This is a genomic window from Chryseobacterium scophthalmum (genome assembly GCF_900143185.1).
GTDB lineage: Bacteria > Bacteroidota > Bacteroidia > Flavobacteriales > Weeksellaceae > Chryseobacterium > Chryseobacterium scophthalmum.
The window spans coordinates 234,531-260,746 of the sequence record NZ_FSRQ01000004.1 but is presented as its reverse complement, the minus strand read 5'-3'; the positions used below and the strand labels follow the sequence as shown (position 1 = coordinate 260,746).

At 34.7% G+C, this 26,216-nt stretch carries 34 protein-coding genes; 14 read left to right on the top strand and 20 right to left on the bottom strand.

The annotated features are described in order from the left end of the window. Nucleotides 1-83 precede the first annotated feature (83 nt). From BUR17_RS17905 to BUR17_RS21090, 11 genes are all read left to right on the top strand, one after another. A complete protein-coding gene (locus BUR17_RS17905; protein WP_034741361.1) occupies nucleotides 84-2,624 on the top strand; it encodes a heavy metal translocating P-type ATPase in 2,541 nt (846 codons plus the stop codon). Between the two features lie 458 nt (nucleotides 2,625-3,082). Next, entirely contained in the window at nucleotides 3,083-3,463 is a 381-nt protein-coding gene (locus tag BUR17_RS20905; protein WP_159437615.1) for a hypothetical protein, read from the top strand. A gap of 95 nt (nucleotides 3,464-3,558) precedes the next feature. Then, nucleotides 3,559-4,443: a DUF3347 domain-containing protein gene (locus BUR17_RS17890; protein ID WP_034741366.1), complete on the top strand. Its 885-nt coding sequence runs from the start codon at nucleotides 3,559-3,561 to the stop codon at nucleotides 4,441-4,443. 39 nt (nucleotides 4,444-4,482) lie between these two features. Continuing rightward, nucleotides 4,483-4,977, top strand: a complete 495-nt coding sequence (locus BUR17_RS17885) for a DUF305 domain-containing protein (protein ID WP_228418839.1) — start codon at nucleotides 4,483-4,485, stop codon at nucleotides 4,975-4,977. A gap of 39 nt (nucleotides 4,978-5,016) precedes the next feature. After that, nucleotides 5,017-5,676: a DUF3347 domain-containing protein gene (locus BUR17_RS17880; protein WP_034741371.1), complete on the top strand. Its 660-nt coding sequence runs from the start codon at nucleotides 5,017-5,019 to the stop codon at nucleotides 5,674-5,676. A 2-nt stretch (nucleotides 5,677-5,678) separates the two neighbouring features. Beyond that, complete coding sequence (locus tag BUR17_RS17875) at nucleotides 5,679-6,128, top strand: heme-binding domain-containing protein (protein WP_034741374.1); 450 nt, start codon at nucleotides 5,679-5,681, stop codon at nucleotides 6,126-6,128. Between the two features lie 23 nt (nucleotides 6,129-6,151). Then, nucleotides 6,152-8,422 (top strand): multicopper oxidase family protein, encoded by a 2,271-nt coding sequence (locus tag BUR17_RS17870; RefSeq protein WP_034742681.1) that lies wholly within the window; start codon nucleotides 6,152-6,154, stop codon nucleotides 8,420-8,422. A gap of 106 nt (nucleotides 8,423-8,528) precedes the next feature. Beyond that, entirely contained in the window at nucleotides 8,529-8,942 is a 414-nt protein-coding gene (locus tag BUR17_RS17865) for a bleomycin resistance protein (protein WP_198417452.1), read from the top strand. A 59-nt stretch (nucleotides 8,943-9,001) separates the two neighbouring features. Continuing rightward, complete coding sequence (locus BUR17_RS17860; protein ID WP_027381139.1) at nucleotides 9,002-9,376, top strand: ArsR/SmtB family transcription factor; 375 nt, start codon at nucleotides 9,002-9,004, stop codon at nucleotides 9,374-9,376. Beyond that, complete coding sequence (merTP, locus tag BUR17_RS17855; RefSeq protein ID WP_028122596.1) at nucleotides 9,373-9,975, top strand: mercuric transport protein MerTP; 603 nt, start codon at nucleotides 9,373-9,375, stop codon at nucleotides 9,973-9,975. The genes BUR17_RS17860 and merTP overlap by 4 nt, the downstream gene beginning before the upstream one ends. Further along, complete coding sequence (locus tag BUR17_RS21090) at nucleotides 9,975-10,184, top strand: GDCCVxC domain-containing (seleno)protein (RefSeq protein ID WP_072410579.1); 210 nt, start codon at nucleotides 9,975-9,977, stop codon at nucleotides 10,182-10,184. Before merTP ends, BUR17_RS21090 begins: the two co-directional genes overlap by 1 nt. Before the next feature lie 382 nt (nucleotides 10,185-10,566). On the opposite strand, the gene BUR17_RS17845 is transcribed toward BUR17_RS21090, so the two are convergent. The 20 genes from BUR17_RS17845 to BUR17_RS20585 form a co-directional block, all read right to left on the bottom strand. Further along, a complete protein-coding gene (locus BUR17_RS17845) occupies nucleotides 10,567-11,373 on the bottom strand; it encodes a PRTRC system ThiF family protein (RefSeq protein ID WP_028122595.1) in 807 nt (268 codons plus the stop codon). 2 nt (nucleotides 11,374-11,375) lie between these two features. Next, a complete protein-coding gene (locus BUR17_RS17840) occupies nucleotides 11,376-12,122 on the bottom strand; it encodes a PRTRC system protein B (RefSeq protein ID WP_051259640.1) in 747 nt (248 codons plus the stop codon). A gap of 44 nt (nucleotides 12,123-12,166) precedes the next feature. After that, nucleotides 12,167-13,342 (bottom strand): hypothetical protein, encoded by a 1,176-nt coding sequence (locus BUR17_RS17835; RefSeq protein ID WP_034741379.1) that lies wholly within the window; start codon nucleotides 13,340-13,342, stop codon nucleotides 12,167-12,169. Nucleotides 13,343-13,432: 90 nt separating this feature from the next. Next, complete coding sequence (locus BUR17_RS17830; RefSeq protein ID WP_027379053.1) at nucleotides 13,433-13,651, bottom strand: PRTRC system protein C; 219 nt, start codon at nucleotides 13,649-13,651, stop codon at nucleotides 13,433-13,435. 11 nt (nucleotides 13,652-13,662) lie between these two features. Beyond that, a complete protein-coding gene (locus BUR17_RS17825; protein ID WP_028122592.1) occupies nucleotides 13,663-14,205 on the bottom strand; it encodes a PRTRC system protein E in 543 nt (180 codons plus the stop codon). Beyond that, the gene (locus tag BUR17_RS17820; protein WP_028122591.1) at nucleotides 14,178-14,420 is read right to left on the bottom strand and encodes a hypothetical protein; all 243 of its coding nucleotides are present in this window, start codon (nucleotides 14,418-14,420) and stop codon (nucleotides 14,178-14,180) included. Before BUR17_RS17820 ends, BUR17_RS17825 begins: the two co-directional genes overlap by 28 nt. Next, nucleotides 14,389-14,547 (bottom strand): hypothetical protein, encoded by a 159-nt coding sequence (locus tag BUR17_RS17815; RefSeq protein WP_228418836.1) that lies wholly within the window; start codon nucleotides 14,545-14,547, stop codon nucleotides 14,389-14,391. The genes BUR17_RS17820 and BUR17_RS17815 overlap by 32 nt, the downstream gene beginning before the upstream one ends. Nucleotides 14,548-14,592: 45 nt before the next feature. Then, nucleotides 14,593-14,748 (bottom strand): hypothetical protein, encoded by a 156-nt coding sequence (locus BUR17_RS20800; protein WP_159437614.1) that lies wholly within the window; start codon nucleotides 14,746-14,748, stop codon nucleotides 14,593-14,595. Nucleotides 14,749-14,805: 57 nt separating this feature from the next. Further along, on the bottom strand, nucleotides 14,806-15,036 hold the full coding sequence (locus BUR17_RS20600) for a hypothetical protein (RefSeq protein ID WP_051889993.1): 231 nt from the start codon (nucleotides 15,034-15,036) through the stop codon (nucleotides 14,806-14,808). Further along, complete coding sequence (locus BUR17_RS20795) at nucleotides 15,037-15,750, bottom strand: DUF1281 family ferredoxin-like fold protein (RefSeq protein WP_159437613.1); 714 nt, start codon at nucleotides 15,748-15,750, stop codon at nucleotides 15,037-15,039. Between the two features lie 13 nt (nucleotides 15,751-15,763). Beyond that, a complete protein-coding gene (locus tag BUR17_RS17800) occupies nucleotides 15,764-16,159 on the bottom strand; it encodes a single-stranded DNA-binding protein (RefSeq protein ID WP_028122590.1) in 396 nt (131 codons plus the stop codon). A 570-nt stretch (nucleotides 16,160-16,729) separates the two neighbouring features. Then, entirely contained in the window at nucleotides 16,730-17,572 is an 843-nt protein-coding gene (locus BUR17_RS17795) for a toprim domain-containing protein (RefSeq protein WP_074231924.1), read from the bottom strand. Between the two features lie 417 nt (nucleotides 17,573-17,989). Further along, entirely contained in the window at nucleotides 17,990-19,114 is a 1,125-nt protein-coding gene (locus BUR17_RS17790) for a hypothetical protein (RefSeq protein WP_117590634.1), read from the bottom strand. 41 nt (nucleotides 19,115-19,155) lie between these two features. Beyond that, the gene (locus tag BUR17_RS17785; protein WP_034741385.1) at nucleotides 19,156-19,818 is read right to left on the bottom strand and encodes a hypothetical protein; all 663 of its coding nucleotides are present in this window, start codon (nucleotides 19,816-19,818) and stop codon (nucleotides 19,156-19,158) included. Nucleotides 19,819-19,820: 2 nt separating this feature from the next. Then, on the bottom strand, nucleotides 19,821-20,072 hold the full coding sequence (locus BUR17_RS17780) for a DUF3853 family protein (RefSeq protein WP_034741388.1): 252 nt from the start codon (nucleotides 20,070-20,072) through the stop codon (nucleotides 19,821-19,823). Next, complete coding sequence (locus BUR17_RS17775; RefSeq protein ID WP_074231889.1) at nucleotides 20,072-20,635, bottom strand: hypothetical protein; 564 nt, start codon at nucleotides 20,633-20,635, stop codon at nucleotides 20,072-20,074. Before BUR17_RS17775 ends, BUR17_RS17780 begins: the two co-directional genes overlap by 1 nt. 10 nt (nucleotides 20,636-20,645) lie before the next feature. Continuing rightward, nucleotides 20,646-20,909 (bottom strand): helix-turn-helix domain-containing protein, encoded by a 264-nt coding sequence (locus BUR17_RS17770; protein ID WP_034741391.1) that lies wholly within the window; start codon nucleotides 20,907-20,909, stop codon nucleotides 20,646-20,648. 153 nt (nucleotides 20,910-21,062) lie between these two features. Next, the gene (locus BUR17_RS17765; RefSeq protein ID WP_228418834.1) at nucleotides 21,063-21,917 is read right to left on the bottom strand and encodes an RteC domain-containing protein; all 855 of its coding nucleotides are present in this window, start codon (nucleotides 21,915-21,917) and stop codon (nucleotides 21,063-21,065) included. 40 nt (nucleotides 21,918-21,957) lie between these two features. Continuing rightward, nucleotides 21,958-23,019 carry a helix-turn-helix domain-containing protein gene (locus BUR17_RS20590; protein ID WP_143747618.1) on the bottom strand — a complete coding sequence of 354 codons (1,062 nt, stop codon included), beginning with the start codon at nucleotides 23,017-23,019 and terminating at the stop codon, nucleotides 21,958-21,960. 83 nt (nucleotides 23,020-23,102) lie between these two features. Continuing rightward, on the bottom strand, nucleotides 23,103-23,624 hold the full coding sequence (locus BUR17_RS20585) for a hypothetical protein (protein WP_143747617.1): 522 nt from the start codon (nucleotides 23,622-23,624) through the stop codon (nucleotides 23,103-23,105). A gap of 307 nt (nucleotides 23,625-23,931) precedes the next feature. Here BUR17_RS20585 and BUR17_RS17755 point away from each other — a divergent pair, with 307 nt between their 5' ends. The 3 genes from BUR17_RS17755 to BUR17_RS17745 all read left to right on the top strand — a co-directional run bounded on the left by BUR17_RS17755 (nucleotide 23,932) and on the right by BUR17_RS17745 (nucleotide 26,214). Then, nucleotides 23,932-24,216: a hypothetical protein gene (locus tag BUR17_RS17755; protein WP_123855294.1), complete on the top strand. Its 285-nt coding sequence runs from the start codon at nucleotides 23,932-23,934 to the stop codon at nucleotides 24,214-24,216. A gap of 178 nt (nucleotides 24,217-24,394) precedes the next feature. After that, nucleotides 24,395-25,936 carry a MauE/DoxX family redox-associated membrane protein gene (locus tag BUR17_RS17750; RefSeq protein WP_034741403.1) on the top strand — a complete coding sequence of 514 codons (1,542 nt, stop codon included), beginning with the start codon at nucleotides 24,395-24,397 and terminating at the stop codon, nucleotides 25,934-25,936. Between the two features lie 20 nt (nucleotides 25,937-25,956). Continuing rightward, a complete protein-coding gene (locus tag BUR17_RS17745; RefSeq protein ID WP_123855292.1) occupies nucleotides 25,957-26,214 on the top strand; it encodes a hypothetical protein in 258 nt (85 codons plus the stop codon). Nucleotides 26,215-26,216: the final 2 nt, after the last annotated feature.

Genomic DNA, 26,216 nt, shown 5'->3' with positions numbered 1-26,216 from the left:
GTAAATCTTACAAATCATTCCCAAAATTCCACAACGAAAAAATGGAAACAATACGGAACTTTGTATCATAAAACTCATACAAAATGGTACACAAATATCAAGTAACAGGTATGACCTGTGGAGGTTGCGAAGCAAAGGTGAAATCAGCTTTATTAAAGGTTGAAAATGTGACAAATGTTGAAGTTTCAAAAGATGAAAACTCAGCTACCCTGACAATGGATAAACACATTCCAACTACACAATTGCAAAAAGCATTAACCGCTGTTGGAAAATATACCATAGAAATGAGCAATAACAAAAGCCCACAACATACCACGACAAATGAACCAGTGGCAAAATCCTGCTGCTCTGCTCATTCTCACGATGATAAAAAAACAATCGAAGTGACTAGCAATATAAAAGGCAAATACTATTGTCCAATGCATTGTGAAGGCGATAAAACTTATGATAAAGCTGGCGATTGCCCTGTTTGTGGAATGCATTTGGTAAAAGAAGCAGAATTGAATGTAAAGAAAACGATGTACACCTGCCCAATGCATCCCGAAGTTATTCAAGATAGTCCGGGTTCATGTCCTATATGCGGAATGGATTTAGTACCCATGGAACCAAGCGATTCCGAAGAAAAAAAAACCTATCTGGATTTGCTTAAAAAAATGAAAATTGCAACCCTCTTTACGGTGCCAATTTTTATTATTGCCATGATGGAAATGGTACATAACAATCCGTTATTTCAAATAATGGACAGCAACATGTGGAACTGGGTGCAATTTCTGTTTTCAATTCCTGTTGTTTTCTATGCTGGTTGGATGTTTTTTGTACGAGCTTGGAAATCCATAATCACTTGGAATCTAAATATGTTTACCCTTATCGGAATAGGAACTGGAGTTGCATTTTTGTTTAGTATTGTAGGAATGCTGATTCCGAATATCTTTCCGGAAGAATTTAAAACCGAACACGGAACCATTCATCTTTATTTTGAAGCAGCAACAGTAATCATTACACTGGTCTTGTTGGGACAATTGTTAGAAGCAAGAGCACATAGCCAAACCAGTGGAGCTATAAAAGCGTTATTACAATTAGCACCAACCGAAGCTACTTTGATTGGTGAAGGGGGCGATAAAGTGATTTCCATTCATGATATTAAGAAAGGTGATTTATTACGCGTAAAACCAGGAGATAAAATTCCAGTTGACGGAAAAATAACCGATGGTGAAAGCAGTATTGATGAAGCAATGATTACAGGAGAACCAATTCCCGTTGACAAAAAGAAAGACGATAATGTAATTTCGGGAACAATCAACGGGAACAAATCATTTGTAATGATGGCCGAAAAAGTAGGTTCTGAAACATTACTTTCTCAAATTGTACAAATGGTTAACGATGCTTCTCGTTCAAGAGCACCCATTCAAAAATTAGCCGATAGTATTTCTAAATATTTTGTACCCATTGTAGTAATCATTTCAGTAATTACCTTTTTTGTTTGGGCACTATTTGGTCCAGAACCAGCGAAGGTTTATGGATTTATAAATGCCATTGCAGTTTTAATCATAGCTTGTCCTTGTGCTTTAGGTTTAGCCACGCCGATGTCTGTGATGGTGGGTGTGGGCAAAGGAGCACAATCTGGAGTATTAATTAAAAATGCCGAAGCCTTAGAAAATATGAATAAGGTGGATGTTTTAATAACAGATAAAACAGGAACGCTAACTGAGGGAAAACCTTCTGTAGAAAAAATTTACGCATCAACTAATAACGAGGATGATTTATTGCAAAATATAGCTTCCTTAAACCAATACAGTGAACATCCATTGGCACAAGCAGTAGTCAATTATGCCAAAACAAAATCTATTTCATTAATTGGAGTCAAAGATTTTGAAAATGTTACAGGAAAAGGAGTTACAGGAACGGTTACCAATAGAAAAGTAGCATTAGGCAATAAAAAACTAATGGAACAGGTTAAGGCAACTATTTCTAACGATTTAGAAACCAAAATTATTGCAGAACAAAAACTTGGTAAAACGGTTTCTTACATTGCTGTTGATGATGTTACAGTTGGTTTTGTTTCAATTACCGATGCGATAAAAACTTCGAGTGCAGCAGCGATAAAAGAACTAATGCTCCAAGGTGTAGAAGTAATTATGCTTACTGGCGACAATGTTAATACAGCCAAAGCAGTAGCGGATGAATTAGGTTTATCTTCCTATAAAGCAGGATGCTTACCCGAAGATAAACTCAACGAAATTAAACGTTTACAAGCAGAAGGGAAAATTGTAGCTATGGCTGGTGATGGTATAAATGATGCTCCGGCATTAGCACAAGCCAATATCGGAATAGCTATGGGAACTGGAACTGATGTAGCCATAGAAAGTGCCAAAATAACTTTAGTAAAAGGCGATTTATTAGGTATCGTTAAAGCAAAAAATTTGAGCCATGCTGTTATGAAAAACATCAAGCAAAATTTATTCTTTGCCTTTTTCTACAATGTGCTTGGTGTTCCAATTGCAGCAGGTATTTTATATCCGTTTTTCGGAATTTTATTATCTCCAATGATTGCAGCTTTAGCAATGTCTTTAAGTTCTGTATCGGTAATCGTAAATGCATTGCGATTACGCAGTTTTAAACTTTAAATGAATTATTCAATAAACAAAATGGAAAAGAATAATCAAGACTTACGATTCAAAACAAATATTAACTGTGGTGGATGTGTAGCATCTGTAAAACCTCATTTGGATAATACCATGGTATAATATGCCATTGGGAAGTAGATACAACTAAAGACAAGGTGCTTACCGTAAAATCAGAAGGAATTACACAAGAACAGGTAATTGAAACTGTACAGAAAGCAGGTTTTAAGATAGAACCATTAAACAAAGATAATTTCCTTATCCTAATAACCTGTTTAGTTATTTAACTTATAACAAACACTTTAGGTAATTAACTGTATATTTATTTTAATAAGCATAAAAAGGACTATGCAGACTAGTGATTTAGATATTTTATCTATAATTCTGTGTTTGCAGTTCACGAAAGTGCAAAATATAGCAATTAAAAGAAATAATTTCATAATTTTGTAGTGTTGAAAAATTTGAGTAAACATATCAGCTTTGTCATCTTACTATGTTTGGGCTTTTTCCTAATGCCAAGCATAAGCTATGCTTGTGCAAAAAAAACAACTAAGACAGAGCAAAAGTCCTGCTCAAAAGATCAATCTGCAAAAGCAGAACATAAAAGCAGTTGCAAGGACAAGTCCTGTAAAAAATGCAAAAATGGTCACGACTGCGACGGCAATTGTAAGCACAGTTCATGTGGATGTAGCACTTCTTCATCTTCTGTAAGCTTACCAATACCAATAGATTTAAAAACAGCTAACCCTTTTGCTGAAATTAAAAAGCAAAAATTCGGTTTCAAAGAAGCCTACTATTCTTCAGGCTACTCTTCCATTTGGCAACCACCTAAAATAAGCTAAAACGATGGCTTGTTAGCCATACGTGTGCCTTGTCGAAAGCTGAATCCAGTTTTCGCAAACTCTTCGTATATCTTATTAAATTAAAAAAAATAAAAATGAAATCAATATCAAAAATATTGATGGTAATCATCGTATTACTATCAGCCGTAAACAGTTTTGCACAAATCAAAAATGCAAAAACAGAAACTGTAAAAATATATGGCAACTGCGAAATGTGTAAAACAACCATCGAAAAAGCAGGAAATTTAAAAAATGTAGCCACGGTAGATTGGAATAAAGATACCAAGATTGCTACACTCAACTATGATGGTAAAAAAACAAATCAGGACGAAATATTGAAACGCATTGCCTTAGCAGGTTATGACAGTGAGAAATTTTTGGCTCCAGATGATGTATATGCAAAATTATCCGACTGTTGCCAGTATAAAAGGGAACTAAAACCAGTTGCAAAAACCAGAGATGCAGGTATGGATATGAAAAATGAACACGCCAACCATAACCAAAGCGATATGGCTCAAAAAAATACCACTGAAACACAAAATGTACCGCAATTAAAAGCCGTTTTCAATAACTATTTTTCAGTGAAAGATGCGTTGGTAAAAACTGATGCAGGTACTTCTTCCGCAAAAGCTACCGAATTGGTAAAAGCCATTAAAGCAGTAGAAATGACAAAACTTTCCAACGAAGAACATACCGTTTGGATGAAAGTAATGAAAGATTTAACTGCTAATGCAGAAAAAATTGCTATAGCAAAAGATGTTACCAAACAAAGAGAAATTTTCGCTTTACTGGCTAATAATATGTACGAATTAGCCAAAGTTTCAAAACAAGAAACACCTGTTTATTATCAACATTGCCCAATGTACAATAATGGTAAAGGAGCAAATTGGCTAAGCAAAGAAGAAGCAATTAAAAACCCGTATTACGGCTCCAAAATGCTTACTTGCGGTAGCGTACAGGAAACTATTAATAACAAATAAAACGCTATTGTTATGGAAAGTATGGAAAACCAACACGAAATGCAACATAACCATAAGAATGAAAAGCATAATACTAATCACTCTTTAGCAATGTACAAACGCTTTGCTGTAATGGCTGTTGCTATGTTCATAGCTATGTACTTCATTATGTATGCTATGATTGACGGCTTACAGAACCTTATCCTGAACATCAATAATTTGTATATGACTTTGCTGATGGTTTCTGCAATGTTGATTATAGAACTATTGATAATGAAAGGAATGTATGAAAGCAAAAAAATCAACTGGGCAATCATAACGGTTTCCCTTGCGATTGGTATCTTTTCTTGGTTTGGTATTCGGGAGCAATTATTTGTGGGAAATAAAGAGTTTGTAAAAGGTATGATACCGCATCACGCAGCAGCAGTATTGATGTCTGAAAAAGCTAAGCTTACCGACCCCGAATTGATACAGTTACAAAAAAACATACTGGAAACACAGGCACAAGAAATCGAATTTATGAAGCGTAAGCTAAATGAATTTGAAAACAAATAAATAAGACAAATTTCTTCAATAATATCAAAAATAAATAAAATGAAAAATATAATTTTCTCAATCATTACATTAGTAACAGTTGCAGCGGTAACAATTTCCTGCAATCAATCTTCAAATAAAAATAGCGACCAGCAAGCTAATGATAGCACAACAATTGCTGCAACTCCGGAGTTACAATCACCTACACACAATGATACGGTAGCAACTGTTACTTCAACGGATACATCTTCTCAAGAGGCAGAAAAGTCCGATGTGAAGCAAGCTCAAAAGTTTACTGTCGCACCTATAATTAAGGATTATTTGGCTTTAAAAAATGCACTTGTTGCAGATAATGACAAAGCAGCGGCTAATGCAGGAAAGCAATTGTTTACTACCTTAAAAAATGTGGATATGAACGCTATCCCAGCGAATAAACATAAAGAATATATGGAAATAGCGGAAAATGCCAAAGAAAATGCAGAGCATATTAGTGACAATGCTGGTAAAATAGACCACCAGAGAGAGCATTTAGCATCGCTAAGTAAAGACGTTTCTGACCTTATCACATTATTTGGAACTACCCAAAAATTATATCAGGACTACTGCCCAATGTACAATGATGGTAAAGGTGCGGTTTGGATTAACGAAGCTAAGACTATCAAAAATCCTTATTATGGCAGCAAGATGCTTACCTGTGGCTCTGTAAAAAAAGAGTTCTAAAAATGAAGAGAGTATTAAAGATAATGTTGACAATAGTGCTGTTTATTTTTATTGCTATTCAATTTTATCAGCCTGCCCTTAATGTAGATAAAGGGCAGGTTTACACAACCGATTTTACCCAAGCGTATAAAATGCCTGTTGAAGTAAAAGCGATGCTTCAAACCTCTTGCTACGATTGTCATAGTAACAATACTAATTATGTTTGGTACGACTATGTGCAACCTATGAGAGCATTAGTAGAAAACCACATAAAAAACGCAAAAGAGGATTTGAATTTCAACGAATGGGGTACATACTCAAATAGGAAGCAGGACAGATTATTAAACTCAATTAAAGAACAAATCGAAACTAAACAAATGCCCTTAGCATCATATACAATGATGCATAAAAACACAAAACTGAATGATGAGCAAATCAAAGTTTTAACCAATTGGCTAAAAGAGCAGGATTAAGTTTCAAGAAAAAAAATATCAAAATGAATATACCTAAAAATGTTACGATCAGGTTGCTGCAAGCAGTTTTTATACTGTTATGTTCGCAATCTCTCTTTGCACAAAAAGTAGTTCGTTACGAGTTGTATGTAAAAGATACGCTTGTAAACTACGCAGGCAAAGAAAAAAGAGCCATTTCCGTAAATGGTCAAATACCAATGCCAACGCTCACTTTTACCGAAGGCGATACAGCCGAAATCGTTGTACATAACCAATTAAAAGAAAGTACCTCATTGCATTGGCACGGAGTGTTCCTGCCCAACAAAGAAGATGGTGTGCCCTGGCTTACACAAAAACCTATTAAGGCAGGCACAACCTATACCTATCGCTTCCCAATTATCCAACACGGAACGCATTGGTATCACTCACATTCTGGTTTGCAGGAGCAAATTGGGATGTATGGCAGTTTTATAATGAAGAAAAAGGATGATGATAAAACCTTTAGAAAAGGAATTGACGATTTGCCGACTGTACCCATCATTTTAAGCGAGTGGACAAATCTTAATCCCGACAACATCAACAGGATGCTGCATAATGCCAACGATTGGGCAGCTATTAAAAAAAATGCAACACAGTCTTATGCAGAAGCTATTAGAGAAGGACATTTCAAAACAAAACTAACCAACGAATGGAAACGGATGTTGGCAATGGATGTAAGCGATGTGTATTATGACAAAATTTTAATCAATGGAAACCATACGACCGATTTAAAAAAGGTGGACGGCAAAACGCTAAAAGCGGGCGATAAAGTACGATTGCGAGTTTCAAACGGTGGTGCTTCGTCCTATTTTTGGTTGCGGTATGCAGGCGGTAAAATTACCGTAGTTGCAAATGACGGTAATGATGTAGAACCTGTGGAAGTAGATAGATTAATCATTGCGGTTTCTGAAACTTACGATATTGTAGTAACAATTCCTGAAGATGGTGTTGCTTATCAGTTTCTAGCTACTACTGAAGACAGAACACAATCCGCAAGTTATTTTGTGGGCAATGGCATCAAACAATTAATATCACCACTTCCTAAATTAAAATATTTTGAAGGGATGAAGATGATGAACGATATGATGAAGATGAATGGAGATTTGGACGATATGGGAATGAAAATGAGCCTGAACCAAATGGATATGAACGTGGTAATGTATCCTGAAATTACTGGAGAGGCAAAACCAAAAGAAGACCATAGTCAACACAATATGAATATGGAAAATGATCCCAACCGTTACAATGCAAATGCTTTGGGAGAAATCAAAACGCTGAATTATGCAATGCTACAATCTCCTTCCAATACGGAACTTCCTAAAGATGCGCCAGTAAAAGAATTGAAATTTACCCTTACCGGAAATATGAACCGTTATGTGTGGAGTATGGATAATAAAATACTTTCAGAAGTTGATAAAATACCTGTGAAAAAAGGAGAAATTCTACGAATTACCATTCATAATAACTCAATGATGCGCCATCCAATGCACTTGCACGGTTTTGATTTCAGGGTAATCAATGGCAAAGGCGAAAAATCACCACTAAAAAATGTTATAGATATAATGCCAATGGAAACTGATACCATTGAGTTTTTAGCAAACGAAGAAGGAGATTGGTTTTTCCACTGTCATATCCTTTATCATATGATGTCAGGAATGAACAGGGTATTTGCAGTTGACGATTATCAAAATCCGAATTTACCTAACAAAAAACAAGCATATAATATGTTGCAAAGAGAAAGCAATATGCCACACTTAATGGCTCAGAATGATTTTGCTAGCAATGGAAATGATGGTGATGCGATGCTTCAGAATTCAAGATGGAGTTTAGGGACAGAATGGCGATTAGGCTATAACGATATGCACGGTTATGAAGTAGAAACACATTTAGGAAGGTACATTGGAAAAATGCAATGGTTTATGCCGTTTATAGGTTTTGATTGGAGGTATCGTAAAATGGGTATGGATGAACACGAAACCAATTTATTCGGACAGAAAAATGAAAAAGATACACGTAGAGCTATTAGCTTGGGCTTTATGTACACATTACCAATGTTAGTAAACTTTCAGGCAGAGGTATATCACGATGGAATTGTACGTCTTTCTTTAATGCGTGAAGATATTCCCATCACAAAGAGATTGAGGGCTGGTTTTATGGTCAACACCGATATGGAATATATGACAGAGCTAAAATATATTATCAATAAAAATGTGGGTATTCGTACACATTATGATAGCGATATGGGCTGGGGTATTGGGTTATCTTTAAATTATTAAAACAAAGGATAAACAGCTAAGCCAGGAAACCGAAAACGTTTTTTCAATCCGTTTGAGCTGTCTCAACTATTTACCACAATATTACAATTTAAAATTGCACATGACAATGATAGAACTGATAAAGGCAACACCCGCATTTCCTGTCAGGGAAATTGACAAAGCAGTTCAATTTTACAAAGACAAATTTGGTTTTGATTGTCGGCACAAGGAAGACACTTTTGCAATTTTGGTTCGGGGCAACATAGAACTGCATTTGTGGGCTTCCTGCAATTATAGTTGGAAATGGAAAAGCATTTTTCTATTTCTAAAACCGATTAGTAGTGGGGCAGAAAGCTTTTTAGCAGGAACACACAGTTGCAGAATTGAAGTAAAAGGAGTTGAAGAGCTGTATAAAGAGCTAAAAGAAAAAGAGGTGCTTCACAATGAAAAAACAGAGATAGAAAGTACCTATTATGGCACAAGAGAATTTGCAGCATTAGACTTATACGGAAATCTTTTATCCTTTTATGAAAATGTATAAAAAGATGTTTTTGTATTTTAGTATTTGCTTAAATAAACAATCTGCTTATCTTTGTACTTATGGATAATCTTTCTTGTATAAGGCAGCAGGCGGACGTTAAGCAGATAATGCGTTGCAAAGACCGGATTAGTGAAATCAAAGGGACAGTTGATTATTTATCCAGCGGACTTGAGTTAGCGGGTAACAATGTAAGACTGAAAATACTTTTTCTTCTTTATGAAGAAAAGAAACTTTGTGTTTGCGACCTAAGCGATATTCTCAGTATGACCATTTCGGCAGTTTCTCAGCACTTGCGAAAACTCAAAGACAGAAAACTCATTGAAACGGAAAGACAAGCGCAAACTATTTTCTATTCGTTGGCAAAAGAGTATGAAAAAATGCTCAAACCTTTTTTCAAAATCCTTAACGAAAACAAAATTTTGGAAGCAATATGAAAACAGAAAAAAAATTAATCGGTGCAGGACTTTTGACAGCAATTGCTTCGTCCTTGTGCTGTATTACGCCAATTTTGGCTATAGTTGCGGGTTCAAGCGGAATTGCTTCTACCTTTTCGTGGCTCGAACCTTTTCGACCTTATTTTATTGGTATGACTGTTTTAGTTCTTGGCTTTGCTTGGTATCAAAAACTGAAACCTCAACAACAAATTGACTGTAATTGTGAAACAAATCAAAAACAAAATTTTATGCAAACGAAATCATTGTTAGGAAGTATTACCGTAATATCAGTTTTACTTCTATCATTTCCGAGTTATGCTCACATCTTTGTTCCGAAGACAAAAATCACGGCAATTGTTACTTCGACTTCTAAAATTCAGAAAGTTGAATTTACTATTAAAGGAATGACTTGTTCAGGATGTGAACATCATGTAAAGACAGAAATTAGCAAACTAAAAGGCATTGTTGAAGTTATTGTTTCTTACGAAAAAGGCAACGCAATTGTAAAGTTCGACAACAAACAAACCAGCATCGAGCAAATCGAAAAAGCTATCAACTCTACTGGTTACAAATCACTAAAAAGCAAAATTATTTCATAATGGACATCATTTTAATATCCGAAATAACTTGTCCAACCTGCGGACATAAGAAATCCGAAGAAATGCCAACTGATGCTTGTCAATTTTTCTATCAGTGTGAGAGTTGCAAAACAACTCTAAAACCTATAAAGGGAGATTGTTGCGTGTTTTGTAGTTACGGTACAGTAAAGTGCCCACCTATTCAAGAGGGAAATGCTTGTTGTAAATAACTAAACCACTATGGACTTTCAGTCCATAGATTTGAACAACGAATGAAATTCGTTTAAAAAACTCCACAGATGCACAGATAATAAAATATTAAAAAATTCATTTTATTATCTGTGCATCTGTGTCGAATAAAAAATTTATAGAAACTGAAATTCTTGCACTGAAAGTGCATAGTTTCAACTAACTATTTTAATGCTTAATTGAAACTATGCACAACGAGTTTTCTATAGTCAGTTAATACTTACAACCTTTTTTCTAAAACAAACCAAAGCCAAAGTCCGGAATTGTTTTAGAAATGGGGTTGTTCCGCTTTCCGCAAAAATACGTTTCCGACCGCAGGGAGGAATTGCATTTTTGCCGCCCAACTTTTGGTCAGGCGGTTTTTTATATTTTTATCAGTTGAGAATGGAAATTTTTTAGATTAAGGAAAAAACCTCTGTTTTCAGTCAGTCCGTTGCGAAACAAGTTCCACAATAGAGAACATCCCATTTGTGCTAATGTAGAATTAATAAACAAATCCTGCTTTTCTAATGCTTCTGCTAAACTGCAACTTGGTGTATCATCTTGCGTTTCAGACTGCAAAAGCAGTTCTCCAAATTCTTCCGTCACATAAGGAAGATTCGACGTTGTTTGATATTTTTCGGAATCAGGTTGTTTTATATTCTCAACTGTAGAAAGCAAAACCTGTCCAGAATATCGGTTGTTGCCAAAATCCATCCAATATTTAGCCTGGTTTCTGTATAATCTCCTACCCTCTTTCAATTCATTCAGAATATCAGCAATTTCAAATCGTGATTTGACATTATCAACACACGACATATAAATTGCGGACTGCATATTCTCTTGGATTCTTCCTAAAGAATCTCTTTCAAACTTTCTGACTTCGGCTTTCCAATTCGTTCCAGACCATCGGTTTGCCCGATTTATCAGTGCAACTGCCTTTGGTAATCCTACTTCACATTCTGCAAAACGCTGTCTGCCTTGATTCGCTTCTGTGACAATATCATCATCCCACAACCGCACCTGTAATCCTGCGTGTCCCAATTCAATCAATGAATGGTTCATTTCGATCAAGGCGGTCAATACTTTAGAACCTGTACCACCTGCACCTATGAGGTTTACCATTACAGGATTGGTAGGATTTAAAAGGCTATCATCGGTAAAATGGACTTTTGTTTTTTCAGATTGTATCATTAGAGTAGATTTTTTAAAGTTAGATTTGAATTGATTAGAATATCTGTCGGAAACGGCTCTTTTGAATCAATAAGGCTTTTCCAAAGGATTACCAAGTTTCCTTTAATCGGATTATGGCTGTTGACCAAATGGCTGAAATAAGAATTGAAAAAATAGTTTTCCCATTTCTTAGTAAACTCTTCGAGTGATGCGGAACTTTTAATGTTTACGTCGACCGTTCCCATACAAACACTTCCGCTTTCGTAAACATTAAAGAACGGAGCGTGAAATAGTGGTGTATCTGTATTGGGGCGTTGGTCTGTCTCCAATGCGAATATTTTCATTCCCTGCTTATTGGCACACCATAGCAAAGGTGGCACATTCGCTAAACCATTTGGAATGGAAAGCTTTTCGGTAAATAGTAACTGTCGTTCCTGTGCTTTTGTGTACCAGACCACTTTTCCATTTTCCGATGTATCTATAAATAGTACAGTTTCAGAAATAATACCACTTGGTCTTAGAAAATCTTTTTCTTTCTTATTTTGAATATTTAAAGATTTGGAGAGTCGTTGTGCCTCCCTTACAGTCAAAGGGTGGGCATTGACAGGGTTTCCATTAGGGTCAATATCAAAATGTTCAACATAACCATCGCGATTATAATCTTCTGTCTCATAAAAGACCAGTGCTGATTTAGGATAGTAAAGTGTTCCAAAATTATTGGTTATGTCGGTTTCTTCGTTCTTAATTGTATTGGCTGTATTTCTCATAGCTTGTTTTTATAATTGAATTATTTGCGCCGTGTATGCACAGATTAGTTGAGCAATCGGCACAATTCGTTTAAGACCTTAAACAACTGATTTTCAAAATCAAGGTTTTTATCCAATATATCACTTCCGTCAAAGGTTTTAAAAATCATTGGTTGCTGTGTTTCAGCATATTCGTTGAACTCATTATTGACCATACTCGTTAGATTATCATAAATCAATCCGTCACTCTCGGCAAAAAAGGAAATATATTTATCCATTGCGATAACAGTTTCCTCATTATAATTGTCATCTCCCTCCATTTCTGAGGGCTTGTTTGCATTATTATAGTGGGCATTTCTGAAAATGCTTTCATTAGGGTAATCACAATAAAGTTTAAAGGTTTTTTCTGCCAATTGAAGGCATTCTTTATCAAACCTGTTTTTCGGTATAAAACGTTTCAAGCGTTGCTCAAAAAAAAGAAGATTCTTAGCATTGGAAATTTTTTGTCCCATCATATCTCCGTTGATTTCCGCCCGTTGAAGTTCTTTTTTGCAGATGTGGTTATCTTCTATTTCTTCGTCCTGCTCTATCCAATCAGTAAGCATTTCGTAATTCCAATAGAGATAAGAATCTTCCTGTCTGTAATATGGAATATCTACATTTCTATACAGATAAGTGCATACGGACAATAGTAAGCAAGCTGCTTTTCTGTGTACCTTATTGCGGAGCAATTGATAAAGCGGTACGACGGGAACATAAAACAAGGTTGCCCCTGTGTTGCATCTTTCTTCTATTGCAAAGCAAGTCTTACTCCCTTTTTCTATCAGCCTAACACTCTGCCAATTTTCAGTCTTGGTTTTCAACTGCGTTTCAATATCTCTCAAAGCAAGGCTGATATTGTATGGATAATTAAAATGCTGTGTCGGCATTGGGGTTATATCATAATGCTTTGCTAATTGAGAAAGGGACTTATAAAAATCCCTTTCTGTTTTAGCAGACTTACGTTTGCCCTGTGTTATTGTTATTTCATTCTCCTTTAATTTCGGCATAAAGCAGGTTCTCAGAAAAGCATTGGAAGTTGGGAGATTGGAACGGATTTCCGTTGGTCTTTCTGAACTTCCGAACTGTCTTTTATCTGATGCATCCATTGTGCGTATTCCCTCAATTGTAAGTGAAGTTGCCTTTGTTTTTTTTCTTCGGGAGGTTGAATTGTCCCCGATATGGTTTTTCGTTGCATTCATTTTATTTTTGTTTGTCAGTTTATGGTTGATGGTTGTTAGCTTTTAGATTGTAATTCTATCAACTGTCAACCAAAAACCATCAACTATTTATTATCCTTTTGTTCCCATCACACTTTCAAATTGATATTCAACAGCATCATCCTTGATTTTCGGTGCTGAAATTTTTGAAGTGGTCAGTATCGGGTACGTGTTGGCGTAAAAGTTCATTACTGATTCTACGCTCCATTTTGGTTCAGGGTCAGGTAAACGTATTTCCTGTCCGTTATCTTTGAGTATAAAAACTCGGTCTAATAGGGTTGCAAGTAACATTTATAATATTTTTAAGATTCAACATTTTCATTGGTCGTTTCAGAGAATAGGCTTGGTGCAAAATGTTTCTCATATTCATCCTGCTTTTTGCGGATGATTTCAGCATAATCGGGAAATTCCGATACTTTTGGAAGAGCTGACCACGCTTCTTTGTATTTGCCGTCTTTTTCGAGTTCTTCGGCTTTTTGCAAGGCTTCTTTGTACTTTTTATCTTTGCCTTCCTTTTCTTTTTTCTCCTTGTCGGATTTCTCCTTTTCCATTGCCGATTTCTTCTTGGCTTCTTCGACCTGTTTCATAAAACTTTCCATATCTACCATTAAGCCCGATGCGGTCTGCAATGGTGTCGAAATACTTTCAAAAAATCCGTTGTCCAATTCTTCCGCTGTCCCCCTTAAATTGAGTGGCGGAATCGTTTTCCTTGCCTCGTCTCCGCATTGCTCATTGTTGAGCAATACGGAAAGAACGAAACTGTTTTCTGCCCCTTGTCGGAGTGTGATTTGCAAATCTCCTGTAAGATTGAGTTTGCCTATCTGTCTGAAAAAATTGGTTTGCATAATTTTGTTTTTAAAATTGATTTTTTACTATTTCTGTTATAATTAATTTTATATTCATTATTTTGAATAATGCTCTGTAATAGGTTTCTTGCGTTTGTGGCATTCCAATCATCTTCTTTGGTCATATCCAAATAGTGTAATTTTTCATATTGTTTTACCATTTTGGCAATAATGTTCAATGCTTTATACTCCGTTTTGTCTGCGAGATTGCTCATATTGTTTTGATTTTAGTAGTTTTCCGTACATATCTTTCCAAAACCTTCTCAGTCTTTTATCTAATTCTGAAAATTCTTTGTTTGTATGTTCATATTCCTTACTCTGCTGTAATTTGGATAGCTTCATCAAGATTGGTTACTTTAATCTTGCAACCGTTTAAGTCTGTTACTCTCATTGTTGTTGAGTTAATTGATATAATGAAAATTCTTCTGTCCAAAATTCTTCGCCTGTCTGTTTTCCAAAAGCGTTGTAAATGGCATTTCCGTTTTTATAGACTTGCATTTGGTAGCAATTCAGATTATTTTCGGGTTGCAAAAATTTTTTCAAATCCTCTTTTTCCAATTCGATAAAAATCCTGCTTCTCTCCGAAAGCCATTCTTCAACTTAGGGATAATTTTCTTCCGAAAATTTGAAAAACTCTACATTGGTATCGGCATAATTCAGCCATTTTAAATCATAGTCATTTTCCAAAGGCTTTACGGCTTCGAGCCTTTTCTTTTGGATTTCTTTCCATTCTCCCGTAATGTGGATAATGGCAAAATCGCCATTATCCCATTCACTGTTGGTCATTGATTTTATCAGTAAATATTCTGTTTGTTGAAGTGATGTTTTCATTTATGCAATTTTTTGTTTGTTATTATTTATTTTCCTGTCTAATAGGATTCTCATAATCTCCTCTTTGTAATCGTAATTTTCACCTTCGAATTCGTAACAATCTGTATCTACATTGTAGATGAAGTCTTGAAAGTCACATTGATTGAGAAAATAATCCTGTAAGATTTGGTTTTCGCATATGGTCTTGCCAAAAACCATACAGCCAGATTCTTCGTAATCCAATACAAATCCGACATCGTAATGATTTGCAACAATCCATAATGCTTCGATATTTGGGCTCCATCTTGTCTCATAATGGAAAGAACATTCATCTGTTTCACTTCGATAAATTTCACAGAAGTAACCGTTTTTGCTCTTGACAAAATCGGGCAGTTGCCCAATATTTCCCTTAGTTTCCTTTTCTATCATTTCTTGAAATACATTCGAGACTTTGTCCAAAACCTCTCGATTTCCTGTGAATGTTACTTTATTGTTGCACCAATTTGCCATAATATTTGTTGTATAATTGTTGTTTTCGTAAATGTATGTTCCGCTTGTTTTGAAAGGTTCTTTTCCCTCTGTAAGGCGGATTTCTGATTTGAATTTTCTTGAAAGACTTTTTGCATACCGTATTGCTGTCGTTCTCTCGCAATAGAATTGGGAAAAGATTTCCACCTTTTCCCAATCATTCTTATCACTTTTCGGCTTCATTTGAAAGTTATATTGTGCTTCCATATTTTGAATGCTTTTAGAATGGTAAATCATCGTCCGTATCTTCCGCAAAAGCATTGGATTTCTGTGGCTGTGAAGCTGGTTGTTCTTCTGTGTCAGACTTTTTTCCGCCTCCGTGTACTTTGATGTTAGAAGTATGGAAATTCAACCCCGATTTTATTTCTCCATCTTTTCCAATCCACGCACTCGCACTTGCTCTGCCTGTAAGCTCTACTAATGTTCCCTTCGTTAAAATCTTAGCTACGTTGGCACTTAGCCAATAGGAGCAGTTATAATAAGTGGTCTGTTCTCTTAGTTCGCCTTGTTTGGTTTTAAATCTGTCATTAATGGCTAGTGAAAAATTCACGACCTGTTTGTCATTTTTTAAAGTGTTGATTTCTGCGTTTTTTGTAATTCTGCCTACGATGTTCATAATGTTAATTTTTGATTGTTAATAATTGATTTTCGAGTTTGTTAAAATTTTCGATTTGATTGATTTGGTTTCGAGGACACTCGTTTTTTTTTCTGCTTATATCCAATTGGAAAAGCAGAATTATTTGTTGTTTTATTTTGTTGTTTTTTCCGTTGATGTCAAAGACCGTCTGCGATTTAATTGATTCGTATAACTGAGGTTCCGTCTTTTTCTTTGCCGATGATCATAGGAAAGTATCAGGCATATAAAACCACAATCCTCCAAAGCTTTGGAGGATTGTGGCTCGAAATATTTTTGTCCGAAGGATTCAGGAGTGTCTGAAAAAATTATTGGAACTCGTGGAAAGAATTTTTATAGAAACCCAAAAATATTTTTTTAGGTGAATGATGCTGTCCTACATTTGCAATAGTAAAAAGCCAAAAATCAGTTAGAAGTGATTAAATAGAGGGTTTTGATAGTAGGAAAAATGTAAAATTAAACATTAGGTAATCTGTTTTTTTTAAGGTTTAACCAGTTTATGATTTTTAAAATTAAATTTCTCTTTAAAATCATTTTCAGAATTTTTACATTTTACTTTGTTGCACAAAACCACTCGTTTAAATCCTTAAAATCTTTGTACAACAAAGAACAATCTTCAACATTTTTATAGTTTTTCCGGATAACCTGTTTGATTGTAATTCCATTATCATCATTATCTAGGAAAAGTGAGGTTTTATAATATGCTCTAAGTTCTTTATCGACTTTGAAAAGCATTGCCGTAGAATTGAGAATCAAACAATCTGAAATTGAACTTTCTGCACTTTCCAAATTTTTAAAAGTCAGATAATCAAAAAAACCTTCAAAAACTACAATTTCATTGGAAGTCTTCAAATCATTTTTTATCAAAGTCACATCTTTTTTGCCCAAACATATCTTTGAATATTTATTTCGGATTTCAACGCCTCCGGAATTATTAAAAAAGCCAATTCCGAAATATTTCTTACCATTCAACATATACTCAATTTCTTTTACCAAATCTTTTTGTTCACAAACTTTTCGGGATTTTAAATATTGGATTAAAGCTGGGTGCTGAATTTCATTTACTTTTATGATTTGATAATTTTTGATTTGGACAGATTCTTCAATCTGAGTATTATTTTGAACTGAGAAGTCAAATTTATCAAGGTACTTCAAAGCATCAGAAACTGAACATTGATTCATTTGCTGAACAATTGAAATAACATCATAACTTTTCCCGGTTCCGAAATCAAAAGCTTTATTTTTCACAAAATCAACAGACAAACTCGGGATTTTTTCCTCTCTGTCGAGCGCAAAATAAAATGCCGTTTTTCGGTTTTCTTTCACGGGAAAGAGATTGAACGATTCCAAAACTGTTCTAATATTTACTTTTTCTTTTGCTTCTTCGCAATTCATTTTTTTCTTTTTTAAAGCAAATTTTTTATCCACATTTTCCTTTTAAATAAAAAAAGACTTTTTAATTACTTTTATAATACTTTTAATGATGCACCGAATCGCCTTATGGTAAAGCATTTGAACCCCATTTTCGGTGAGTGCAATTCCGAATTTCAGTGAGTGCAATTCCGAAAGTGGAGTGAGTGCAATTCCGAAAAAACAACTCATTTGTGGTGAGTGTAAATCCGAATTGTATTTTCTACTTTCATTGATTTTTCGTTTTTTTTCACATTTTCTTACAGTTATCCCTATTTTTAACGGGTTTTGAATTTTGGAGTGAGTGCAATTCCGAATTCTCAATCAAAAATTTCAATATTTTAACATTTTCTTAACTTCAGTGAGTGCAATTCCGAATTTTGGGTGAGTGGAATTCCGAACTCAAATAATTATTGGGTAGCCATTTGGCAGCAACTCTCCCATTTTTGTATTCCTGTAAATCTGTATGATGTGTTCCTGAATTTTATTTAAAAATTCGGTTCCTTGAAATTCTGTCGATTTAATTCCTTGCAATCGTGCTGTTCTAATAAATTCTTCAAAAGCTTTCTCTATCAATACTCTGGTTTGCGGAATATATCTGTATTGATGCGAAAACTGAATCATTTCACTTGTCAGCAGACCATATCTTTTTCTAAAGTAGATCAATCTTCGGCTGATTTCTTGCTTTTCATTAGGATATGCTTTTCTTAATTTCCGTTCTTCGTTACTGTTTTCAGATATATGATCATCTTCCTTCTTTTTTGTCAAACGCGGTATTACAAAAATTGAATCTCTTTTGTACTTATAATCGAAAGAGACCGTATTGAATGTATTAAGACTGCTTCTTGCAGGTTTTAGAAACTTGAAACAAAAATCCTTGGCAGTTTGATAATTCAATCCAAATTTTTTGTTCAGTGTTGACAGTTTTAATACCGTTCCATTTTCAGGGATTTTCGAAAGCCAGATAGCAAATATTATATGTTTGTTGTTTCTTACATTATAGACCAGATTGTACAGCACATAATTATATTCCGGAATGACCATCAATTTTTTCAGCCAATAACTGCTGATTAGAAAAGTGGTGTACCCTCTTTTATCGTAACTCGGTGTTGAAATGAGTCCACCGAAAGTTTTGATTTCTCTTCCTTTAGAATTAAACGATTTATACCAGCTCATTTTGAATTTTGCGAGAAATTCATAAGCATCTATCACTTGTTTTGTGGAACCGCTAGGAGAAATTTTGCTATTTCTGATTTTTATAGAAGCGAAAATATTGTTTTCGGTTTCAAATTCTTCATCAAAAAGTGAAAGCTGTTTTGGTCTGTCTTCCGGACGGAATTGTTCATTGCTGATGATGGAAATAATATTGAAAATCACCCGAAGTGCATTGATAGGAATATCGGCAGCTTCATGATCTTCAAAAATGAAATCGTCCACGAAATGGTTCCCTATTCTGATTTTTTCGGGAACTCTTTCGCTTTTATTGTCAAATTCCTTTCGGATAAGTCTTACATGCGGATCCCCCATGCTGTACATCTTTTTTATGTGTTGAATTTTTTATTTTAGTATTACTTTCGGTCTGGATTTTTAGGACGCTTTATATTTGGAATGCTTGATACGGAAAGCTGAAGGTTTGTATCCTCATTTTTTATGAACGGCAATATACTTTTTAGGGAAGATTTCCAGTTGGTAATACGTCGGTTTGAACTATTTTGCCAATCATTACGTACCCAGACTTCGTACTTTTTTTCTATGACGGAATCTAATTCAGATTCATAAGTTTCTAATGTTTGGGCATATTCAATAAATTCATCAAAACTTGGAATGTTCTTTTGATTGATTACAGGTGGTGATGGCTGTTGTTGTGATGGAATTTCTACACTTCCTGCTGTAAGAAAATCTGAACTTTTTACAATTTTAGCTTTCTTTATTTTTTCGGGTTTAGCAATTTTCAAGGGATAATCTAAAAGCAATCTGTAGTAACATGGAAGTCCGTTCTTGGTTTGAAATTCAATTAATCCAAAGTTCTGGAGTTTCTCTTTTACAGATTTTACGGTCTTTCGGGTTAATCCCAACTCTTTACTCACTGCAACATCAGAAATCTGGAACTCATACCCGTTATTGTCATATCCAATTTTAAGCAAATACAGATACATCGAAATTCCCGTAGAACCTATTTGATTTATTTTATTAAAATCCCAAAATCGGTGTATCAATTCAAGATAAGTCATCTTTATTTTTTTCCGAAAAGCGATAATGCTTTTTCTTTGTCTATGATGATAATGTTTCCGTTTTGGATGATGGCTTCATCCAATAACCCCGATGATTTTACTTCTGAAGCTTTTGAAACAGAACATCCCAATATTTTCGCTAAACCTTTCAGACCATATTCATATTTCTTTTCAGAGTTGACACCGCTCGAAATTTCTAAGAATTCTCCAACAGTCAGTTGCCAGATCGGAGTTTTAGGATCAATTTCTTTCATTAGTTTTGGTTTTGGTTTTGGTTTTGATTTGAATTTTTCAGCTTTGAAATCCAATTTCTTGCTGCAGATTTCCAACACTTCATGGGTTGATCATTGCACAACTTCCAATCCTTAGATTCGTATAATGAATAAAATTGATTCGCTTCTTCAGATTGAAAATCACACTCGTTAAAATATAGTTCAACCTCATACAGCATCGGTACAGAAAAGGAAATCTTTTTGTCGGGTACTATTTTTTGGTCATGTACTATTTTACTTTTTTCAAAATCTTCACTTTCAAAATCAATAATTTCGATTAAGCTTCCTTCATAAGGGTGATAACTAGGGGAATAAATGATAAACCCTGCGCTATGCAGTTCTTTTATACATTTGTGGTAAGTCGCAAAAGATTTTATTTTACCGAGCTTCATCACCTCTTTCCGACTCACACGAAATGGATTTTGGTATTGATGCCTACTCCACAACTGGAAAAGCGAAACATATAAACTGATGTGCGAGGGAACCATCCGATGATCCCTAATGACATTTCCAAAAAAATCAATAATTTTATTAGACTGCTTCATAACTACCGATTTAATGTTTGAAGTCTGTCAGTAGTTTCTCAATGTCTTTGTAATTGTAGTACAGAGTCCCTCCTACCTTACTGTATGATAACGTTCCGTTGATTCTCAGATTTTGTAATGTTCCTGAAGAGATGTTCAACAGCTTTTTGACCTCGGAGGTCCGAAGCCATAATTTTTGTTCTGTTGTATTATCGTGTAGTAATTCTTTAATCCCTTCCAGCAATTCAACTTTAAACTGCTGAAGATCTTCTTTGGTGATAATGGATATTGCCATGATTTCAAATTTGTTTTGTCTGACAAATTTTCGAAATCACGCAAAATATCTTTCGGTAGTTTGTCGGTACTACCGAAAGATTCCCTTGTGAAACCTATGAATAAAAGGTTTTAAATTAAAGATTACAATTTGTTTTATCTATCTTCATCCAAATCACACATCTAAATTATCCAGATATTGATCTAAATTCTTTTGAAGCAATGACAAAAATTTAGTTCTTTCCGTTTTACGTAAGCGTATTTCACCTAAAGTTTTATGATAATTGCCTAAATTAATATGAAGTGAGTTTTCTGCCCACCTGAAAATTTCAGCCAGATCTGAGTGACCACCGTTGAAACATTTTGTTTGGTGAAGCGCATACAACAACTCAATCAATGCAACTTTAGGAGCTGTCCATTCCAGATTTCTGATATGTGCGATTGAATTTTCTCTGACTTCTTTCGAATTTATTTTATTAGATAAATAGTGATCCAAAAGATCATTCGCTAAAATCTGAGATACCATATGATCATGGGATGTCGAAAATTCTTCATCATAGCTGTACAGTTCGGGGCTTAACTTCAACTTAAAGTCGAATTTGAACCTGACGAAATATTTCTTATCCAGATAGGTAGATTTTCGGCGGTAGTAACTAATAAATTCTCTCTGCTCATTATAAAAATACAAAAGATTGCTTCTCTCATTTTCGTAGTAGGATTGTAAGGCTTGAGGATCTGCATAAGGTTTTGAGGCTTCTATAGCTAAAACTTTGGAGTAGTAAATATAAACTGCTATGAATTGCGGTTTGGTATTTTTAAAAAAGTAGATTTCATCACTCCAATCTGAAAATTGATATTGCCGAAGGTGATCCTTCAATTGTCTAATGGCAATGTCTGTTTCCATCAGAATCTCTTCAGAACGAATGACAATGTCATTTTCGCTCCTGTTGATCTGATCTACAGTTGTTGTAAGATTTTTCCAAAGCTGGTCATTTTTTTTTCGGAAATTTTGTCCGTTCATACGTATCATTTTTTTGGTCACGTAAAAATCGGGCTAAAAAATAAAAAAATCAATTCTTCTGAATTTCATCCAGTCTTTTCCGGATAAAATCGGTAGGTCTAATTCCGTTGATTTCCAAGAAATGTGCTGAAAAGATTTGCCGGTTTGCCATTCCGCATTTTTCCGCAAGGCTGTCAATTTTAAATTTAAGATATTTACTGTCTTCTAATAGTAAATTGGTGATATACCTGATTCTTAAAATTTTTAAATACGTGGTAAATGTTACATCAAGATGAACATTGAGTACGTATGATAGATGGGTACGGTTGCTTCCAATCATTTTAGCCACAATCGGAAGCGTTAAATTTTGCTTCAAAAAGTTTTTTCTCTCTTCAAAAATCTTGAGATTTGCTTTTACTTCTTCAATAATTTCTGCGCTGTATATATTTTTTTCTTCGGAAGAAACAGGTTTCGATTCTAAAAAATGATCTGTAGGTTGAGAAGTATTAAATTTTTCTAACAATTCCTGATACTTGATCGTCAGTGCTTTTTCTCTCTTGCGGAACTTCCAGATTGAAAAGCATAATATCATCAATCCAAAACCCATAGAATAATATAAAATAATAAACCCATTTTTATGAACCCTTTGCAATTTATTCTTCTCTTCTAATAAAGTATTGGTATCGTATTCCCTGTGAATTTTTGAAGAAAGCATGGCAAAATCAGCATTGATAATTGAATCAGCCTTTAACAGCTGATTGGTATAATATAATTGCCTTTCATAATTTTTGTTTTGTTTGGCATCTTTAATGAGATATTCATAACCGGATCTGATCTCCGGAGTGACAAACCAAAATTTATTGACCAAAGAATCAACTTTATTAAGATACTGTAAAGATTCTGCTCTTTTTCTATCTGACCAATACGCTTTTCCCATATAAAAATAAACCGTCATTAATGAAGCATCATCCTGATGGTGACTCAAAATATCCTTTGACTGTTTAAAATATTGTAATGCATCATCGGTATTTCCCAATCTTAACAACTGTACCCCTTTTCCTTTTTGAAAATATCCATACTCCGTGGACAGCTGAGCGGTATTGTGAAGTCTTCTTAATCCTATATTAATCAATGAATCTTCCTTCTGATACAACCGTAAGTTCCTGTAACAGGTACTTAACCGGTAAATACTGTTAAAGTATCCTGATTCGTTATTCAGCCTGATGTTAGGATGAACATTCTCTTTGGATTTTTTTTCAAAATAATCTGCTGCTTCTTCAAATGTACTGCCGCCTCCTTATAATAACCCAAATAGCTTTTAACCATCCCCAAATGATACGTGATCTTATTCTTGAGGTAATCATCTTTCGAATTCTTGGAAAACTTGAAGGCTATTAAATACTGCTCTAAAGCAGGTTTATATTGTCTTCTGTTATAATAGTATATGATCCCCTTTCCAAGATAAGCCCTGGAAATATCATCATCATTTTTGTTTTGTATGGCTGTGATTATCGTACTGTCTGCATATAATAATTTGCGGTTCACATCTCTGCTGTAGTAGATCGCTTCCTCGTATCCTCTTATGAGCTTTTTATAATTATGATCTTTTTTTGCTTTGCTGATGTACAGATTTACAAACACCAAGGCTCTTTCATCATTCTCGGAATACGAATTAAATAAGCCTGAAATATTCTTGTAAGACTGTTCATTTAGATTCTGACCTTGGATTAATGACAAAAAGAAAGTAAATATTAACAATAATAATCGATTATGATAATACATATAGATAGCGTATTCACAAATTTAATTAAAAAATCATAATTCAAACAGTTGTTTGATCTATTCAAAAGTTTTTATGACCTATGAGCTGATTTACAGCGTTATAAGATTCTATTTTGTGGGAATAATGTATCAATTATTCCCTTCTAATGAATCCATAGACCCGCATAAAGCTTTTCTGAATACCCCAACACTCCTAATTTCGACATCAGAATTCTAATCATATTTCAAACCGGCCGGGATAACTTTTAAAGCCATTTAAAAAATGAAAAAGTGTATCTCAATTTTAAGTTTAATAACTGTATTGCTTATGCAGTCTTGCGAAAGATCTGATAATGATTTTAACATAACAGAACAAAAAAATCTGAAAATCGAAGTTCAAAACTATAATGAATCTGAAAAAATTGGAAATAAAGAATCCGGAGAAAGTGATTCTGAAAATCTGGATACAGGAGATGATGATGACGATCCACCAAGAGATAAGCAGCATTGGAGGATTGAGCAGGATACCACCAGAAATAAAAACCTCTTTAACCGACAAAGTTTCTAAGTGTGGAAAACCAAAAGGTACTGATAAGCACAGGAAAAAAATGCACTGTGAGCGGTGAATGGGAAATTGAAGGGCGGATCAGTACTTCAGTTTTTGTATAAAAAGGTGAACTTATGCCGGCATATTGCGGAAAGAACGTACAATGGATTTTAGTTAGAAAAGGATAAATATTACGATTATGAAAACCGTCAGAACAAGATTTATAGAAATTGTCAGCTATTTTTTCATCCTGCTGTTTTGCTATGCGAGCATCAGTAAGATGATGGATTTTGAAAATTTTCAGATTCAGATTGCACAGTCTCCCCTATTGAGTGCATTTTCAAATGTTATCTCTTACGGAGTTCTAATCATTGAACTTGCAATATGTATTTTATTGATCTTTGAGAGAACCAGAAAAATCGGATTATACTTTTCTTTTGTTCTGATGGTTTTATTCACTGTCTATATTTACATGATCTTGAACTACAGCGAGTTTATTCCTTGCTCTTGCGGTGGAATTTTAGAAAAAATGGATTGGAAAACCCATCTGATATTTAATATTGCCACAGTTATCATAGCTGCTTTTGCAATTGTTTTATATTCAGGTTCTAAACGACAAGAGATTTTTAAATCTGTAAGTCTGCTGATTGTTTTATCGATTGTAAGTTGTTCAGCAATCATTCTGATGTACAGACAATCAGAATTTATGATCAAAAAGGAAAATAATTTTACACGAAGGTTTTTGCAGCATCCTATAACAGAAAAGAATCGTTTCAATCTTCAGATCAACTCCTATTACCTTGCGGGCATTTCAAAAGATTCAGTATATCTGGGCAACTATACTGCTCCATTTCTACTGACATCAACTGATTTGAATTTTAAAGCAATGAAAGATCACAGGATAATACCGGACAGGTACGACTTTGATTTTAAAAGAGCGCAACTGAAGGTGAATGCACCGGATTTCTATCTGTATGATGGAAGCGTACCTGTTATCTATCAGGGAATGCTGGGAAATCATCAGGCAAAGACCTTGAGCTTAGGACAGGCATATTTCAGCCAATTGGTGAATATCAGTAAAGATTCCTTTGCAATCAGCACTTATTTCAAAGATTCAGAAAAGCAGACCTTAGGATTGTTAAATCCTTTGCAGAAAAATCCTCTGAATCTGAAATCAGGAATTCTTGGAAAAACCAATGACGGAATCTTTGATACTGATGGACAACTGCATTTTGACCCAATCACTCAAACTGCTGTTTATGTACACTATTACAAAAATCAGCTCTTGATCATGGATAACCATCTTACCATCAAAGCGAAGTATAAAACCATTGATACGATAAGCATTCCGCAGATTGAAGTTTCTGAACTTTCGGACGGAAAAAAGAAGATGAGCAAACCTCCATTAAAAGTCAATAAAAAAGCATTTGCGTATGCGGGTCTGTTGTTTATCGAATCAAATCTCATCGGAAAATTTGAAGACAGGGATCGGTGGAAAAATTCTTTTATCATTGATGTTTATTCTACCGTAAAACAAGGATACATCGGAAGTTTTTATCTACCAAATCCCAAAAAGGAAAAAAAGATGCAGTTTCATATTGCAGATCAGCATCTTTATGTATTAACAGGAAATGAAATCATTAAATATCGTTTTGCGCAGAACATCACTCAGCATTTCATTGCAGGGGGAAGCCGAAAACCTGAACTAAGAGTAGGCACCAAATTTAATTTTACATCATGAAAAAAATGAGAAAAATCGCATTGCCCTTAGCAGTATTGCTTTTAGGCGCAGGAAGTGCGTACGCTACAAGCGTTGTGAAAAAAAACAGTTTAGTGGAAAACGGCTATCGTTTTGATCCTCTAGCACCTGTTGAAAAATGTATTATGACAGAAAAATCATGTCAGCCAGACGTTATTACGGAAGTATGTACCTGGTCTGATGGGGTCAACACTCATAATCTATTCCAAAATGCAGGTGGAACCTCTTGCGGGAATCCACTGTATGAAATTCCTAACTAATT